A 17803-nucleotide genomic window follows, 5' to 3' on the forward strand; every position below is an offset into this window, starting at 1 on the left:
GCTTTAATTTGATTATTAAAGTTTATTTAATTCAAATGGTTAGGGAATGTCATTAAAAGGTATCCATTGTGATGCCTTTTTTTATTTCACAAAACGACAGGTAGAAATAAATGTTAGAGGTGGTGGTGATTATGAAGCATGGCTAGAGCAAGAGACCCAAGACGTGACCAAGCCTATGAAATTTATAAAGTCTACAACGGTGATATAAAACTGAAAGATATAGCGGAACAACTCGATATATCTGAGGGAACTGTGCGCGGTTGGAAGAACAAAGATAAATGGGACGAGCGTCTAGAAGCAGAATCGAATGGAACGTTCCATTCGAAAGCAGAAAAAAATACGGAACGTTCCGTAAAAAAGAAAGCAAAAAAAACACAACGTAACAAATCAAATAGTGAAGCGAATTCACAAGCAACTGTACAGTTTGAAATCGTCCCAAGTGACGGTCTCAACAGCCAGCAGTTGCTTTTTTGCATGTACTACACAAAGTATTGGAATGCCACCAAAGCATACAAAAAAGTGTATGGTTGTGACTACGCTTCAGCGATGAGCAATGGTAGCCGCCTGCTAAGAAATGATAAGGTGCGCGCTGAAATTCATCGATTGAAAGAGGAACTGGCGAACGGCATTATGCTTGATGCACGTCAGGTGCTACAAAAGTATATTGATATTGCATTTGCAGATATTACAGACTTTATCGAATTTTCACAAGTCGAATCTGAAGTAACCGAAATGACGGTTACTACTGATGAGGATGGTAACCAGATACACACATTTCGCACCGAGCCATTTACGTATACGAAGTTTGCTATGCGTCATAGCGATGAAATTGATGGCACGCTTCTTACTGCGCTATCTAAAGGTAAAGATGGCATGTTCAAAGTACAACTTGCTGATAAAATGACCGCGCTCAACATGTTGGCGAAGTATACGGACTTGTTGGATGACAATACGCGCAAGCAACTTGAACATGAGAAATTACGTGCCGAAACCGACTTTGCAGAAATGCGTGCGGCTAAGCTTCGTGGTGATAAGAAAGATACATCGATGTTAGATGCGTTAGTCAAAGGGCGCGAAGAATATATGCAGATGATGAAAGGGCGTGAGCAAGATGGCCAAGACTAATATAAAGTTCAGTCCTAAACAACTTGAAGCCATTTACCGCCCTTACGATGTTACTTTTGATGTACTGGAAGGCACACCACGTTCAGGAAAAACGACAGCCGCGCACTTTCGCATGGCTGATTATTACACATGGAGCCGAGACACTAACCATCTAATAACTGCCTATAATCAGGAACAAGCTCACCGCCTGTTTTTTGATGGCGATGGCACAGGACTGATTCATATTTTTGGTGATTTGATTGAGCCTAAGCACGATGATGATGGAGCCCACTATCAATTGCACACACCTAATGGTATCAAGAAAATTTACTATAAAGGTGGCGGTAAAAGCAATTCAGTTGGTGCTATCACAGGTATGTCGCTAGGTAGTGTAGTATTTTGCGAGATTAATTTACTCAATATGAAGATGATACAGGAATGTTTCAGACGGACATTTGCTGCAACGGATCGTTATCATTTAGCTGATCTAAATCCACCCGCACCTCACCATCCTGTTATAAAAGATGTGTTTGAGGTACAAAATACACGCTGGATGCATTGGACAATACAGGACAATCCAATTATCACAGAGGCACGTAAGCAAGAGATTTACGACATTTTAGTCAAAAATCCATATTTATTAGATAGAGATTGGTTTGGTAAAAGAGTGCTTCCGCAAGGTGTAATTTACAGCATGTTCAATATGCAAGCTAATGTATTGCCAAAAGTGCGCGGTCAAATATACGAAATGTTTTTCGTTGCTGATGGAGGACAATCGGACGCGACTTCGTGTAGTTGTAATATCGTGGTGCGTTATGAGGATAAATTCAGGCTTTTGCGTGTAGCTAATTACTATCATAGTGGCGCTGAGACGGGGCAAGTTAAGGCTATGTCTACCTACGCCAAGGAGTTAGTCAAGTTTAAGGAGTGGTGTGTTAAAACGTTTGAAATGCGTTATACAGAGTTCTTTGTTGATCCAGCATGTAAATCTCTCCGAGAAGAATTACATCTGTTAGGCGTACACACAAAGGCAGCAGACAACAATAGTAAAGATGTAAAAGGGAGCTCGAAAGGAATTGAAGTAGGTATTGAACGCCTACAAAACTCAATCACTAACGAGCAATTTTTAATTGTGGAAACGGATAGCGAATATGACCATTATGACTTTTTAAAAGAAATTGGAATGTATGCGCGTGATGATGACGGCAAGCCAATTGATGACTATAACCACGCATTAGATGAAGGCAGATATGCTAATAATTACTTCTTCAAGCGTTATTTAAGAGGGTAGGTGAAGCAATGCTCAATGGAATTAAAAGCTTCTTTCGAAAGGTGGGTGAAAAATTGGGGTTAATAAAAAAGATAGAAAGTGTCACGCAGCATAAAAAGATAGCGCTTGGAGATGATTTTTATAACAAAATTATCGAATGGCGCGCGCTGCATCGAGGGCATTTCGAGGGCATTCACGACATGCCGTATTTTAATATCCAAGAGGGCGTAGGTAAGCGTACAATTGCTACACTCAATATGCCAAAGGTAGCAAGCGAAGAGTTGGCAACACTCATTTTTAATGAAAAAGTTGAATTGTCGTTGTCGGATACTAATTTTAATGAGTTCGTACACGAAGTGTTGAAGGAAAACAAATTTACATCCAACATGCAAAATTACTTGGAGTTTATGTTTGCGATGGGCGGCATGGTGATTAAGCCGTACGTCAAAGATGGTAAAATTCAGTTGTCTTATGTAACTGCGGATTGTTTCCTACCCGTGTCATGGACGAACGCGCGGATTACTGAGGGTGTGTTTATCAGTGAGACACGTAAGCAGGGTAAAGTTTACACGCACTTGGAATGGCATACTTTCGAGGATGGTGTATATACAATTATCAACGAGCTGTATGAGAGCGAAAACGGCAATGATTTAGGCAGTAAAGTACAATTGTCAGTGCTTTATCCTGATATGGACGAGATTATCTCCATTCATGACGTTGAGAAACCGCTGTTTGCTTACCTCAAGCCGAACATAGCGAATAATATTGATTCAACTGTACCTTTGGGTATCTCAATTTACGCCAACAGCTACGATACGCTAAAGTCACTAGATATTGCATTTGACAGCTTGCAGCGTGAGTTTAGGCTAGGGCGTAAGCGTATCATTGTACCAGCGCATATGATTAAGATGGTAGTTGACCCCGACACAGGGGAACGACATCGCTACTTTGACCCAACAGATGAAACATATGAGGCGTTTGATAGTGGAAATATGGATGAACACCGGATTGATGAAATCAACGTGACATTACGTGTAACAGAGCATATCGACGCTATCAATGCGCTATTGAATATACTTGCTATGCAGTTGGGTTTTAGTGCTGGGACATTTTCATTCAATGGTCAATCAGTCAAGACAGCTACAGAAGTAGTTTCAGAAAATAGTAAAACTTTCAGAACGAAGCAGAGCCACGAGAACGTTATTGAGCAAGGAATCAAGGATTTAATAGACTGTATAGCTGTGATAGCTGGCTTGTATGGGCTTTATAAGCCGCCAACAAAGTATGAAACAACAATTAAGTTTGACGATAGCATAGCTCAGGACGCTGACGCAGAGATAGACAAGCAAATTAAGCTTGTGGCAGCAGAGTTACAAAGCCGCAAGCGTGCTATTAAAACAATATTCGGTGTGACCGATGAAGTAGCGGAAGAAATAATACAAGAAATTTACAAAGAGACGTTGCGAAATGCTCCTGATTTAGACGAGCTAAAAAAGCAAGCGTCTTTTTTCGGTCGTGAGGAGTGATTAGATGGCACGTCCAACTGTCACACCGCATCAATTTAACTTATATACATCGCAAATCAGCGACATTTATGTTGCGCTAGAGGATGAGTTATTTCAACAAATAGCCAAACGCTTGAAAGCTCCTACAACGGCTGGCAAAGATTATGTTTTGCAATGGCAGATTGATAAAATGCAACAACTACGTATGCTGAATCAAGAAACCATAGCCGCGCTTGCTCAAACGACTGGGATAGCAAAAGGTGAAATTGAGCAAATGTTTGAGAATGTTGGATATGACACTATAAAGTCAGTCTATGAAGATATAAAGCGAATTAAATATCAACGGCAACCTAAGTCATCGGATATTGACGCACGGCTTGAAGCATACGTAAAACAAACGTTTCTTGATATTGATAACTATGTCAATCAAACATTGATCACCACCAACTACGGTGAGGGTACGGTTACTAAGATGTATCGTAAGATTGTCGAAGAAACCACCGCACAAGTGTTAGTTGGCAATAAAACAATCAATCAAGCGATGGCTGAGACAATTGTTAGGTGGGCGGAGCGCGGCATTGACACTGGATTCATCGACAAGGGCGGTAATACATGGCACTTGGAAGAGTATATAAATACAGTTTTACGCTCAACGGTTAACCGCACATACAACGAGTTACGTCTATCACGTATGCAAGACTATGATATTGATTTAGTGCTAGTTAACAGCTATTCAAACGCTCGCCCAGCTTGCGCAAAGATACAAGGGCGCGTCTGTAGCATGAGAAATCCGTCGAGCCATCCTGATTATCCGAGCATATATGATTTTGGATATGGTAGACCCGACGGAATTAGAGGTATCAACTGCCGCCATATTCTTTATCCGTACATTCTAGGTATCAATATCAACAATCAAATACAATATGATGCAGCGGACGTATCGAAAGAATATGAGCTCACACAAAAGCAGCGATATCATGAGCGTCAAGTACGCAAGGCGAAGCGCTCTTTAAACCTAGCGAAAGAAATCGGTGACGAAAAGACGATTGCTAAATATGATAAGCTGGTGCGTAATCGTCAAGCGAAAGTGCGGGAGTTTATTGCTGAGCATGGCTTGCCGCGTAGGTACGACAAAGAGCGTGTCATTGACTTGAGCAATGCAAGGAGCCTCAATAACAATGAGCAGCGAGCAATTAATCAATATATCAGTTCAGACTCCTACAAAATTAATGATAAGTTGCGTAGGGGGCTGTCTCTCGATAAGAGCGACAGCGAGCTAATAGAAAACCTTGATAAAGCTTTAGACAAGTTACCTAGATACACAGGTGATGTAAATAGATCGTTGTTCTTCTATGATGACGAATCTTTTATTAATTTTACTAATCAATATCAAGTTGGTAAAATAATAAAGGAACCTAGTTATTTATCCACTGCTAAAAATGTATACGACGAGGACGACGATATCAGGTTAGTCATTAAGAATACGAAAAACGGCATAGACTTAAAAGGGTACAATGACAGTGAAAAGGAAGTATTATATAAGCGAGGATCGAAATTCGTTGTCACTGGACGGAAAATTGTGGATGGTAAAATAGTTATCACGCTGGAGGAATACGATGAGTAAAAAATATAAACCTTATGAGCACCCACGTTGGCGTGAGACACCATCTTTCAAGGTAGTCGGGGATGTGCCAATAACGGAGGAACAGCAAAAACAAGAAGAACAGTTTCAAGAAGATTTTACTGAACTAATGAAAAAGCGTAAGGAAAATAAGAAATAGTATAACACTTGCCTCTAATTTGGTGAGTGTTTTTGTTTTGGTCAAAATCCCAAACGTTTGGGAAAATCGTCTTTTTGACGCACAGCTTGTAGACGTTAAACAATAAAGCGTGTCTTACTCTATCGTGCCGTTGCACGTTAAACACGTAGGAGGACATATTATGACGAAAGAACAATTGATTGCATTGGGATTGACAGAGGAGCAAGCACAATCGATTTTAGATGGTTTTGGCACTATGGTACCTAAAACTCGATTGGATGACAAAATCAAGGAGCTAAAGGCTGCTAATGACACCATTGCGGAACGTGACCGGCAACTTGAAGATTTAAAGCCAAAAGCGGCAGGGCATGAGGCATTACAAGCAGAAATCACACGTTTGCAGCAAGAAAACAAAGATAATGCAGATAAGCATGCATCCGAGCTTGCTGAAACACGCCTAACAAGCGCAGTTAAGTTAGCAATAACTGGTAAGGTACAAGATTTAGATATTGTCTCAGGCTTGTTAGATAAAACGAAAATCGAGTTGGATGAACAGGGTAATGTAAAAGGTGGTCTTGATGAACAGTTAACGACTTTGAAAGAATCGAAGTCGTTTTTATTTGTGCCCGATGAAGAGGAACAACCAGCAGTGCCATCGTTTGGCGGGGGGAATCCAACGCCGCCAAAACAAGGCGGTAGTGACGATCCATTCACTGCAAAACTAGCAAAATATGAATAAAGGAGCATTTATATGACAACAAAAAATAATCAAAAAGCTGCACGTAGTTACCAACCGCAATTTAAAGCGTTGCTACAAGCGGTATTCAAAAAGCAAGCTTATTTCGCTGACTTTTTTGGCGGAGGAATTGAAGCATTAGACGGTGTACAGCACAACGAAACTGCTTTCTATGTAAAAACGTCCGATATTCCTGTTGTAGTAGGTACAGCCTATAACAAAAATCCAAATGTAGCATTTGGCACAGGGACAGGCAACACAACGCGCTTTGGACAACGTACCGAAATTATTTATACAGATACACCTGTACGCTATTCTTGGGAATGGGTGTTTCACGAAGGTATTGATAAGCACACAGTCAATAATGATTTTGAAGCGGCTGTAGCAGATCGTTTAGATTTACAAGCGCAGGCAAAAATTAAAACATTCGACGATGCACACCGTGATTTTATTGCATCTGTAGCAGGTCATACTGATGAACTAGCAGGTTATACAAATGATGCTGTATTACAATTATTCAATCGATTGTCGACGTATTTCACGAACATCGAGGCTATTGGCCGCCGTATCGCTAAAGTTACGCCAGAGCTTTACAATGCGATTGTGGACCATCCATTAACAACGTCAGCAAAAAAATCATCGGCCGACATTGATAATAATGGCATCATTAAGTTTAAAACGTTTGAAATCCACGAAATTCCTGAAACAAAATTGAAAGAAGGAGATGTGGCTTATGTGTACATTGCTGGTGTAGGTAAAGCATTCACAGGTATTAATACGGCGCGTACAATTGAATCTGAGGACTTTGACGGTGTCGCGTTACAAGGTGCAGGGAAAGCGGGAGAATTTATCCTAGATGACAATAAGCCTGCTGTTGTCAAAGTAACGTTAGCGGAAGATACAGACACGCCGGAAGGGTGATGACTCATGGCAAAATACAAGGTGTTGCAACCATTTAGAGATAAATATACGAAAGAAGTATATACACCTAACCAAGAAATCGAAATGACTGTCAAGCGCGGGAATGAAGCAATCGCCAATCTCGAAAAATGGGATGGCGATTTTTTAGAGCGTATTGATAAAACAAAAGAAGGTGATTAAATGCCTTATTTAATACATGAAGAGTACAAAGCATTGAGCCAAAATAACATTGCGCCTGATGCTTTTCCTTTTTTTGAACGAAAAGCCTGTGATGTATTAGACAGTGTTACAAATGATTTTTATCAGCATACAGACTTAGAGGGCGATTGGGATTGGCGCAAGTCCAAGTTTAAAAAAGCTGTCGCCGCGCAAATTGATTACTTTTACGAGATGGGCGCTACTAGCTCGCATGGATTACAAGAAGTGGCTACGGTACAGATTGGCCGCACAATGTTGAGTACAGGCACAAGTCGCAGTTCTGCAAAAGCTGAAAAGAATAGCCTATTATCTGAGGATGTTGTGGTGTATTTGCGTAACACAGGGTTGTTATATCAAGGAGTGAGTACGGCATGCTGGTGAGGGCTTTGCCGCGCTCGTGGCTCATACATGACATTGTCTATCGGCAGCGTCTTGATGGTAAGGATGACTACGGCAACCCTTTATATGCTGTACCTACCATCATTAAGCATGTGAGAGTTGACCAAACAACCGTATTTAGTCGTGACAAAACACAAACTAAGATTATGGCCAATGCAATTATTTTTATAGATGCACGTAATAGCGAACTGATTCCTGATAAATTTATCGAGGAATCTATTATCGCTTTTAATGGCCAAGAATACGTCCTTAAAAAGATTGTGCCATGTTATCACCCTAAGAGTGATACTGTGAGACATTGGGAGCTAGAGGTGATTTAATGCATATCAAAATAAGACGGCAACTTGATGGTGTACCCATACGCTTATCCAATATGACTAAGCAGGGACAATATGCGTTTGTTAATCAGGTCTACGCCGATACAAATATGTATGTGCCTATGTTATCCAGTGACTTGCGTAATCAGTCATCCATTGGGACCGATGGCAAGTCAATTACGTGGCACTCAATTTATGCGCGGCGTCAATATCATAACATTGGAGCTAAATTCACGACACCAGGTACAGGGCCGAAATGGGAAAGCAAGGCATTGGCAATCCATAAAGATGATTGGCTAAGAGTCATTAGAAATGCAATGAAGTAGTTTGTGAAATGGCTTATACTGAATTACAATTTATATAATTGATTGTAATGAGGTGGCGAAATGATAACATGGATTGAATTAATAAAAGATAGTTTACCCGTAATTGGCACCTTAGGGGGTGCTGCAATAGGAGCGTTTGTGACTTTAAAAAGTAACAAGTTTATTTATGAAAGAGAAATAAATAAACTGCAGTATGAGAGAAAACTAGAACAGCAACAAACTTTAATAAAAGCTTATCAACACATTGTGAAAATATCTATCGAAAAAAATATTATCACTTTAAAGAATAACGGTTTACACGATATCAAATGGGATGAATTCGACAAAGAAATTCGTTCAGTTTTATACGATAATTATACTTTGCTAGATGCTGAAGTGAAAAGTAGACTTAAAAGTATTGATAAGATAAGGAAAGAAATTGCATTATCACTTTTTCCTAATCCGGAGTTTGAAATAATGATTGATACTTATGCTTATGAATGTGATCAATTAATTGAAACAGTTGAAAATATGCTGAATTATAAAGAGTGGTGAAACAATGGAACTTGATTTATTGTTACAGCTCAACCGCTATATCAATAATCAAAAGCCGTTTGCTAGCAGTATTATTGGGGTGTTAAATGCCGTCGAAAGTATTTCGGTTATGGCGATGCCCGGCGGAGCAGAAACGGTCTATTTTGATGGTACACGCGATAAACAACAGCAAGTGCAAATTAATGCTAAAAGTAAGAAGCAAAATAATTGTATCGACTTTCTGAATACGATTTTTCAAAAGCTTGAAAATTTATCTGATCTACCGTCGGAAAACGGCAGTTATATGTTTAACGATATACGAATTGCTGGTATGCCCTCGCTCATCTTAATCGATGAGCAGGGCTATTTTATTTATCAATTATCAATCAGTGTACAAATTACAATTGAAAAAGGAGTGGCTTAAATGGCACGTAAAAAGAATGCTTTAACGGAATATTGGGTAGGTGCATATGAAGGCGAAAACAGCACAGCTAATTTGCGTCTAGCAAAGTGGATTTCTACTGTTACGGATGATGGTGAGGAAGAAACGGAAGAATACGCATTTTATGACGGTGATGGCACAAAAGAGACAGACGTTATTGCAGTCAAGAAAGCATATACATTTGAAGGTATGCACGACGTGGAAGATCCGGCTCAAAAATTAATAGCGGACCTCGAACTAGAAACAGGCGAAGCTCGTAAAATCATGTTCAAACAAGTTCGTACAGACGGAACGGAGTTTGAGGGGCGTGCTACTGTATCAGAAATTAAAGTTACAGGTGGCGAGGCATCTGACTATGCGCCATTCAACTGCCGTATCTCATGGGATGCTAAACCGACAATTACAGTAGCACCAGTAACGCCCTAATGAGCCCGAATCATCGGGCAACACAGAACCAGAACAACCCAATGAACCAATTGAGGGAACAGAAGAATTAATCGAAGGAGAAGGCGAATAAGCCTTCTTTTTCTTTATAAAAAGGAGCGGTATACATGGTAATTAAAATTAATACACGAAAAGCTACAATTCCAGTGGAGATTGACGGAGATTTAAAGTTTGAAATTGATATGTCGGACGAGAGTTTGCAACAAAATCGCACAGTTTTTGAAAAGTTCCATGCAGCTGCTCATGAGCTTGAAGATGAAGATTTTGATGGAGCGAAAGAGCTTATTATTAACGCACTTGACGAGTTGTTAGGAACCGGTGCAGGAAACGCTATCTACGAGCGTGTAGGTGGAGCTTTTGCTTGCGTTGATGTATTTAATCAACTTGCAGAAGGAATTGCAGCAGAAGCTAGTAAACGCGGTTTACAGATGGAACATGATAAAGTTACCCAGTATGTACAGTCAAAAAAACAACACTAACCAAAAAAGCGTAAAAAGAAAAAGTAGGAAGTGCCTATGTTTATATTAACGGAAACGCTACCTTGGCAAGTTGAAATAAACGGTGTTATGTATGACATTGATTTGTCATTTGATAATGTCTTATCAGTTATTGACTTGCTCAATGATAACGAGGTCAATGACGCGCAGCAGATAGTAGCAGGGGTGTATATGCTACTAGGACAAGATTTAGATTGTACTCTGCAAGAGCAAGCGGATATTTTTGTAATGCTTTTTGACACATTTATCAATAATGAACAGGACAATGACGTTGAATATGATCTTGAAGGCAATCCAATGCCACATATGCAAGAGGATGACCACGAGGCTCTATATGATATCAAGCACGACGCGCAATATATTTACGCGTCTTTTTTGCAATGTTATGGCATGGATTTATTTGAGCAGCAAGGCAAGCTGCATTGGTGGAAATTTAAGGCGCTCTTGTCTGGGCTGAGCGAAGATACCAAGTTTAAAAAGGTATTAGAGATTCGTCAGATGGAGTTGCCAACGGGCAAAGGTACAGGAAAGCAACGTGAAGCAATTAAAAAAATCAAACGGGCATATGCGCTAAAGGAGCGATGATATGCAAAATACTAGAGAGCCGTTGAGCACCAAAGGGGTGATATAGTAATGGCGGCAGATGGAAAAATAGTAATTGATGTCATATTAGATGATGGACGAGTCGTTAAAGGTGTTGCTGACATTAATAAGCAGATTGATGGTATCAATAAGTCAGCAAAAGGCGCTTCGACTGGCGTTAAAGATATGGTTACTGCGCTAGGTTTAGTTGGACTTGCTCAAAAAGGGATACAGCTTGTTACAAGTGCGCTAGATGGAGCAATAAAACGCTTTGACACAATAAACGGATTCCCGTCCGTTATGGAGCGTATGGGCTTTAGTAGTGAGGCGGCTCAAAAATCTATCAGCAAGTTGTCTGATGGTATTCAAGGCTTGCCGACAACGCTTGATGGTATTGTGTCAAGCACTCAAAATATAGCGGTTTTAACAGGTGATTTAGATACAGCAACTGACACAGCATTGTCTTTGAACAATGCTTTTTTAGCGTCAGGGACAAGTGCAGCTGATGCTGAACGTGGACTTGTGCAATATGTGCAAATGCTGAGCAAAGGCTCTGTCGATATGCAATCGTGGCGCACGTTGCAGGAGACGATGGGATACGCAGTTAATAAAACAGCCGAGGCATTTGGCTTCGCTGGTGAGTCAGCCCAAAACGATTTGTATGCAGCGTTAAAAGACGGTGATATCAAATTTAAAGACTTTAACGCTAAAATCATTGAGTTAAACGGTGGAGTGAACGGCTTTGCGGATATTGCTAAAAATAGTAGTGCAGGGATCAGTACATCATTTGGCAATCTGAAAAATGCGATTGTTGTTGGTGTTGCTAATATGATTTTCTCGTTTGACCGTTTGACAAAAGAAGTTACGGGTAAAACAATTGCTGAAAATCTTGATAGTTTAAAAATTGTTGTGCGAAATGTGTTTGCTGCCATTAATGGTGTGATTGAAAGTGCCGCGCCAATTGTTAAAGTGTTTGCATCAGCGATAAGCGCTACAATTCCTGTAGTACAGACATTGACGCCCGCTATAATCGGTTTGACAGCAGCATTTGCGGCATACACAGTCATTACAAAAGCAACGTCAGCGATTAACGCTGCAAAAGTAGCAATAGCAGCTGCGGAAGCCACTACACAAGCATTAACAATAGCAACTAAAGCACGTATTGCGTCACAAATTACCATGACGACAGTAGATAGAGCTGGCACGGCTGTAACGATTGCATCAACTAGTGCCATTACACTTAAAACTTTAGCAATTGGTGTAATGACAAAAACTATCAAACTATCAACAGTTGCGCAAATAGCTGCGACAGCAGCTACAAAAGCATTTGGGGCAGCTATATCATTTTTGAGTGGTCCTGTAGGTTGGGTGATTGCAGGTATTGGATTACTTGTTACAGGTGTTATTGCTCTTGTCAAATGGTTTAATAGGACCACAGAAGAGGGAGCTAAATTAGCCCAACAAAATGAAGCGTTAGCAGAATCAACAAAAGCATTGAGCACCTCAGTTGAAGAATCTGCAGCAGCATATCAAAAAAATCAAAGCAATATTGAAACTAATGCGCAGGCTTACACAGAACTTGTTGCTGAAATTGAGACACTTGCAGCAAAGGAAAAGAAAACGGCTGAAGAAAAGAAGCTATTAAACTCGTATATTGAGGAATTAAATCGAAATGTCGATGGTCTAAACCTTGTATATGGGGAGCAGACCAATGCATTAAGTGCCACTTCAGAGCAAATTTTAAATCGAATTAACCTTATGAAAGAGGAGCAAAAGCAACATGCATCGCAAGAGCGGCTTACTGAAATCATCAAGGAACAAATCGAAATCGGCAAACAACAAGAGGAAGTTAATGCGTTAATTGAGAAAAATAACAAATTATATGAAGATGGCAAGATAACTAAATCAGAATACAAAGAAGAATCAGAAAAGTTGCAAGTACAAGAAGCGGAACTATCAGCAGCTCATACAGCAGCAGGCGAAGAGCGTGTACGAGTGGAAAACGAAATCATCGAGGCGAATGCCGCAGTAGCAGCTGCGGCAGAAGAGAATATTGGCAGACAATTGAAAATGTATGATGAATTGTCCGAATCCGCCAGAAAAACAGTCGATGACATGAAGTCTACTTGGGAGGACTACGCTAGCTCTGCTACGGATATGTTCGATAAGTTGAGTGATAAGTCTAAAGTTTCTGTTGCCGAAATGCAGAAAAACTTAGAAGAAAACCAACGTGTCATCACAGATTGGGCAGATAATATTGCGAAGCTTGCCGAGCGTGGAGTTGATGAGGGTTTACTAAATAAGTTACGTGAAGCAGGACCTGAGTCGGCGGGCCATGTCAATGCACTTGTTAAGGCTTCTGATGCAGAATTGCAAAAGTTAAGTGAAACTTTTGCAAAGGGTGGAGAAGTTGCAACGGAAGCGCTTAGGACGTCATTAGGGCCAGAAAATGCCGCTATTTTCAATGAAGTGAGTCATTTAGTAATAGGTATTGAAAAAACTTTAGCAGCTAGCATTGAAAGTGCAGATTGGACAGCACTAGGCATGGATATTGCAAAAGGGTCTGCAGGAGGTATCGAAAAAGGTACACCCGAAGCCGAGAACGCTGCAAAAGAAATGGCAAAAGCGACAGAGGATGCAGCAAGAAAACAATTAGATACACATAGCCCATCGAAGGTGTTTGTTGATATCGGTAAAGATACAGCAGATGGTCTAGCACTCGGTATCAAAAAAGGCATTCAAGCAGTTCTTAAATCTATTACAACTTTAATGAAAAATATAACAAAGCCATTCGACAATATATCTGCCACTTTCGAAAAAGTTGGTAATGAAGCAATGGCCGGAATGGTACGCGGGTTAAAGGCTGGAGAAAAGCAAGTTATAGCAACAGCTCGTAGCATTGCTAATAGCGCAGCTCAAACAGTGCGCCAAGCCTTGGATATTCATTCACCCTCGCGAGTAATGAAAAAAATTGGTGAATTTACTGGCGAAGGTATGGCTATCGGTATTGCAAATACTAAAAGTCTGAATGAAAAAGCAGTAACTGATGTAACGAAAGTTATTACTAACGCAGCTAAAGCTAATGCGGCGGAAGTTGCGAAAATCGCGGATAAGGCTGAGGATGAACGTACTAAAATTCAACAGTCTTATGCTAAAAAGCGTGCTAATTTAAAGAAAGCTGATAGCAAAAAAATCGCAGAGCTTGAAAAAGAGATGCATGCGAAATTAGCGGAAATCAACAAAAAAGCCTGGTCTGAAATGGAGAAAAAAGAAGGCGAGGCTAACAAGAAAAAGCTCGAAGCTGTCAAAAAGTACATTGATGATTTAAAAAAATATAATCAGCTAAGTTTGATTGAGGAAGCGCAGTATTGGCGCGCATCTTACAAACAATTTGCAAACGGATCAGCAGAAAACGTTGAGCTTAGACGACAATATCAAGATAACGTCAAACGTATCAATGATGCTATCACTAGCACTAATAATGAGTATTTAGGCAAAGCACAAAAAATCAACGATGATCTAATAAAAAGCGAACAAGATTTAAATAAAAAGTATAATGATACATTGGAAAATCGATATCAAACAATCCTAAAAACATTTGGCTTGTTTGACGAGGTAAAAAAACGTGAAGCCGTCACTTCCGAAGTGCTCGCTAAAAATCTAAGCGACCAGGTACTCGCTCTGAATGACTGGCGTAATCAATTAACACAGCTAGAGCGCAGACGAGTGTCTAAAACATTGTTAGATGAGCTCCGACAAATGGGTCCAGCAGCCACCGAAGAGCTACGAGCTTTAAACTCTATGACGGATACGGAATTAAAAGCTTATCAAAGTATGTATCAAGAAAAGTCTAGAATAGCACGTGAACAGGCCGTCAAAGAGATGGAGCCGCTAAAAAAGGAAACTCAATTACAAATCAGTGAAATGCGCGAAGCGGCTAACAAGGAGCTGCAAACGCTTAATACGGAATGGCAGCAAGCGATCAAAGACGTGGTAGGCGGCACTGAAACGCAACTGAAAACACTCCACCAAGTGGGTAAAAACGCTGGGCAAGGTTTAATCGATGGAATGAAGTCGATGGATGGAGCTTTACGAAAACAGGCAGAAAATATGGCTAAATCTATCAAAAAAACGATTGAATCATCCTTGCAAATTAAATCACCATCGCGTTGGATGCGTGACTACGTCGTTGGAAATTTGGCAGCAGGCTTTGATGTCGGGGTAGATCGTCAAAAATCATTTTTGACGAACGCATCTGAAAAAATTGGTGATTTTATTAAGCCATCAATCATCAATCCATTACGAGGCGCAAAAGTTAACCTCGATTTGGACAAACCATCGCCAATGATAAATAATTATTCGACTGTCAATAACAATACTTTTGGTAGTGATGGAGAAAGTGACATGCACATTGAAACATCCGATGTTATCCTGCATGGCGAAAAAATTGGTGAGATTATGTACAAAATCGTTAGTGGTAAACAGTATCGAGGCGCTAATGTAGCAGCTATGGTGAAAGGAGTGCCATTGTGACATTAATTTTTGTACGAAAAGATGGATCAAAAATAAATTTACTTGATGCAGGTATACGAGTGATGGAGTTTGAGCCTGAATCTTTAGACAATCGTAATGAATCTCACAATATAAACGGTGGTGGGTATGGCATTACTAATCAAGGTTACAACACTCGCTATATTGATGCGACATTTAAAATGCAAAATTATGATTTGACAGACTACGTCTTGTCCAGACGTGTATTATTTAATTTATTTGGTAGCGGAGAAGATTTTCACATCATCGATACAAAAGAAATTGGTATATGGTGGTATGTCCGTAATGACAACAAATTTAGTTTAAGGCGTACCGTTAAAAATGGCATGTTTAGCGTCAAATTTGTATGTGTTACACCATATGCACAATCAAGAGGTAGTTGTATAGATTTACAAAATCATAAAGAATGGGACAAGGATTTGTGGAGCTGGGGCATGGGGATAGATTGGGATAAAACATATAGCTATGAACATAGCTCAAACCATTTCAGTATTGAAAACATTGGTAATGCCTTAATTGATCCACGCCAGCATGAGCTTGAAATCACTGTCAAAGCAACAGCATCTCAATATTTGCAAATAACGAATCAAACAACAGGCGATGTGTATAAATACGGTGGCACATTAACGGCAAATGATACGCTAGTATTAAAAGGGATACAGACATTGAAAAATGGTCTCTCTGTATTTAGAGATACAAACAAAAAGCTAATTACATTAGCACCCGGACAAAATATATTTACAGTAGAGGGCGGTACTATTCAAAGTATCGCTTTTAATTTTAGGTTTTTATACCATTAGAAAGGAGTTGTATGCATGACGTTATATAATACACAGTCACCAATAACGAAAGATGAGCGTGTCAATATCAATAAAACATGGGATGATATTTTACGTCGTTTTAATAACCTACAAAGGCAGATTAATATCCTAGCTGGCGATAACGATGTAGACGAATTAATCAAACGTATACAAGATGCATTAGATAGTGCAGATTCAACGCTTGCTGAATTGCAAGCGGCTTTAAATGATGCATCGGACTTAATTGATAACATGATTAACGCAACGATTGAGGCAACGGAGGCAGCTACAGCAGCCAACCAAGCCACAGCAGATGCAACACAAATAATTAACGATTTAACTGCATTACAAGTAGATTTAGAGCAGTTGCAGACATCACTAGAGCAAAGTATCGCAGATGCCACAGCAGCAACGACAAACGCAAATACAGCGACAACAAATGCTAATCAAGCAACACAAGACGCCCAGCAAGCCACGACAGATGCAACAAGTGCGGCACAAAGAGCAGAGAGTGCAGCGGATGCCGTCAAGGGTTGGGGGCAAGCGGAGCCATACAATAGCACTAAAACATACGAACGTAATAATGTTGTGACTTATGAGGGTAGCTCATACCAGGCTAAACATGATGGAGTAACATCTATACCAACTACAACAGCAGACTGGATTATAATTGCTCGCAGGGGGCTAGACGGTCAAGGGGCAGTGCAAACAGTTAATGAGCAATTGCCTGACGAGGATGGCAATGTCGATATAGGTATCGCTAATATTAATGGTCTACAAGTAGCGCTTGACAGTAAGGCAAATGATGCGGATTTGACATTGCTAGATAACAAAGTTACTACACACTTGGACAAAAATGCATCGCTAATAGAAAAAGGGCATGTGCAATTATCAAATACACCTGCAATGGATGAGACTAAAGCTATTACACCGAGAGGCGTAGCAGTTGTAGTTGGAGAATTTTATAATTCAGGCTTTAACAGTGCTTCGGCACGAATAGCAACAGACTTAAATGCTATAAATATATCATCAAGATACTACACTTATAATACTACTTTAAATAAACCACCAAATACATTACATGGCTTAGTGGAAACTATAATAAACGATACTCAAGCAGTGCAAATTTTCTATGAGACACATCTTAACGACAGAATCTATTTCAGAAGAAAATCTGAAGGAGTTTGGAAACCGTGGGTAAGTGTAGTGACAAGTTCAATGACATGGATTGAAGCCACTCCTCAAAATGGATGGCAACAACCACCCGAAGAATATATGAGATTAAGATATACAAAAGATAGTCTAGGATTTGTACATGTCGAAGGGCATTTATTTGGTGGTGCAATATCTATTAATACTATAATCACCACATTACCAATTAATTACAGACCGATAACGGTGTTACCTATAAATGCTGTATTGGCGGACGATGGAAATA

18 protein-coding genes and 1 pseudogene are annotated in these 17803 nt (G+C 40.0%); all 19 read left to right on the forward strand.

Going from position 1 to position 17803, the window contains the following annotated elements; translation table 11 throughout:
• The first annotated feature begins 138 nt into the window (after positions 1 to 138).
• On the forward strand, positions 139 to 1125 hold the full coding sequence (locus tag M3Z76_RS14075) for a terminase small subunit (RefSeq protein ID WP_293928077.1): 987 nt from the start codon (positions 139 to 141) through the stop codon (positions 1123 to 1125).
• The gene (locus tag M3Z76_RS14080) at positions 1112 to 2395 is read left to right on the forward strand and encodes a PBSX family phage terminase large subunit (protein WP_293928075.1); all 1284 of its coding nucleotides are present in this window, start codon (positions 1112 to 1114) and stop codon (positions 2393 to 2395) included. Before M3Z76_RS14075 ends, M3Z76_RS14080 begins: the two co-directional genes overlap by 14 nt.
• A gap of 8 nt (positions 2396 to 2403) precedes the next feature.
• On the forward strand, positions 2404 to 3900 hold the full coding sequence (locus M3Z76_RS14085) for a phage portal protein (RefSeq protein ID WP_293928072.1): 1497 nt from the start codon (positions 2404 to 2406) through the stop codon (positions 3898 to 3900).
• A 4-nt stretch (positions 3901 to 3904) separates the two neighbouring features.
• Positions 3905 to 5503, forward strand: coding sequence for a phage minor capsid protein (locus M3Z76_RS14090; RefSeq protein WP_293928069.1), 1599 nt, complete (start codon positions 3905 to 3907; stop codon positions 5501 to 5503).
• Entirely contained in the window at positions 5496 to 5660 is a 165-nt protein-coding gene (locus M3Z76_RS14095; RefSeq protein ID WP_293928066.1) for a hypothetical protein, read from the forward strand. The genes M3Z76_RS14090 and M3Z76_RS14095 overlap by 8 nt, the downstream gene beginning before the upstream one ends.
• 160 nt (positions 5661 to 5820) lie before the next feature.
• Complete coding sequence (locus M3Z76_RS14100; RefSeq protein ID WP_293928063.1) at positions 5821 to 6378, forward strand: phage scaffolding protein; 558 nt, start codon at positions 5821 to 5823, stop codon at positions 6376 to 6378.
• 12 nt (positions 6379 to 6390) lie between these two features.
• Entirely contained in the window at positions 6391 to 7296 is a 906-nt protein-coding gene (locus M3Z76_RS14105) for a phage capsid protein (protein ID WP_293928060.1), read from the forward strand.
• A 6-nt stretch (positions 7297 to 7302) separates the two neighbouring features.
• Positions 7303 to 7476, forward strand: a complete 174-nt coding sequence (locus tag M3Z76_RS14110; RefSeq protein WP_293928057.1) for a hypothetical protein — start codon at positions 7303 to 7305, stop codon at positions 7474 to 7476.
• Positions 7477 to 7875, forward strand: coding sequence for a head-tail connector protein (locus M3Z76_RS14115; protein ID WP_293928054.1), 399 nt, complete (start codon positions 7477 to 7479; stop codon positions 7873 to 7875).
• A gap of 5 nt (positions 7876 to 7880) precedes the next feature.
• Positions 7881 to 8213 carry a putative minor capsid protein gene (locus M3Z76_RS14120; protein WP_293928051.1) on the forward strand — a complete coding sequence of 111 codons (333 nt, stop codon included), beginning with the start codon at positions 7881 to 7883 and terminating at the stop codon, positions 8211 to 8213.
• The gene (locus M3Z76_RS14125; RefSeq protein WP_363319889.1) at positions 8213 to 8536 is read left to right on the forward strand and encodes a minor capsid protein; all 324 of its coding nucleotides are present in this window, start codon (positions 8213 to 8215) and stop codon (positions 8534 to 8536) included. The genes M3Z76_RS14120 and M3Z76_RS14125 overlap by 1 nt, the downstream gene beginning before the upstream one ends.
• Before the next feature lie 60 nt (positions 8537 to 8596).
• The gene (locus M3Z76_RS14130; protein WP_293928048.1) at positions 8597 to 9070 is read left to right on the forward strand and encodes a hypothetical protein; all 474 of its coding nucleotides are present in this window, start codon (positions 8597 to 8599) and stop codon (positions 9068 to 9070) included.
• Between the two features lie 4 nt (positions 9071 to 9074).
• Positions 9075 to 9473: a phage tail terminator protein gene (locus M3Z76_RS14135; RefSeq protein WP_293928046.1), complete on the forward strand. Its 399-nt coding sequence runs from the start codon at positions 9075 to 9077 to the stop codon at positions 9471 to 9473.
• Positions 9474 to 9917, forward strand: a complete 444-nt coding sequence (locus M3Z76_RS14140) for a phage tail tube protein (protein ID WP_293928042.1) — start codon at positions 9474 to 9476, stop codon at positions 9915 to 9917. It begins immediately after the preceding gene.
• Positions 9918 to 10042: 125 nt separating this feature from the next.
• A complete protein-coding gene (locus M3Z76_RS14145) occupies positions 10043 to 10414 on the forward strand; it encodes a hypothetical protein (RefSeq protein WP_293928040.1) in 372 nt (123 codons plus the stop codon).
• Positions 10415 to 10450: 36 nt separating this feature from the next.
• Positions 10451 to 11017 (forward strand): bacteriophage Gp15 family protein, encoded by a 567-nt coding sequence (locus M3Z76_RS14150; RefSeq protein ID WP_293928037.1) that lies wholly within the window; start codon positions 10451 to 10453, stop codon positions 11015 to 11017.
• Positions 11018 to 11065: 48 nt separating this feature from the next.
• Positions 11066 to 15547, forward strand: a complete 4482-nt coding sequence (locus M3Z76_RS14155) for a tape measure protein (protein WP_293928034.1) — start codon at positions 11066 to 11068, stop codon at positions 15545 to 15547.
• Positions 15544 to 16365, forward strand: a complete 822-nt coding sequence (locus tag M3Z76_RS14160; protein ID WP_293928031.1) for a phage tail domain-containing protein — start codon at positions 15544 to 15546, stop codon at positions 16363 to 16365. Before M3Z76_RS14155 ends, M3Z76_RS14160 begins: the two co-directional genes overlap by 4 nt.
• A 15-nt stretch (positions 16366 to 16380) precedes the next feature.
• Positions 16381 to 17803, forward strand: a pseudogene (locus M3Z76_RS14165) (hypothetical protein); the annotation flags it as partial.

It is taken from the genome of Metasolibacillus sp., from assembly GCF_025291715.1.
GTDB lineage: Bacteria > Bacillota > Bacilli > Bacillales_A > Planococcaceae > Metasolibacillus > Metasolibacillus louembei.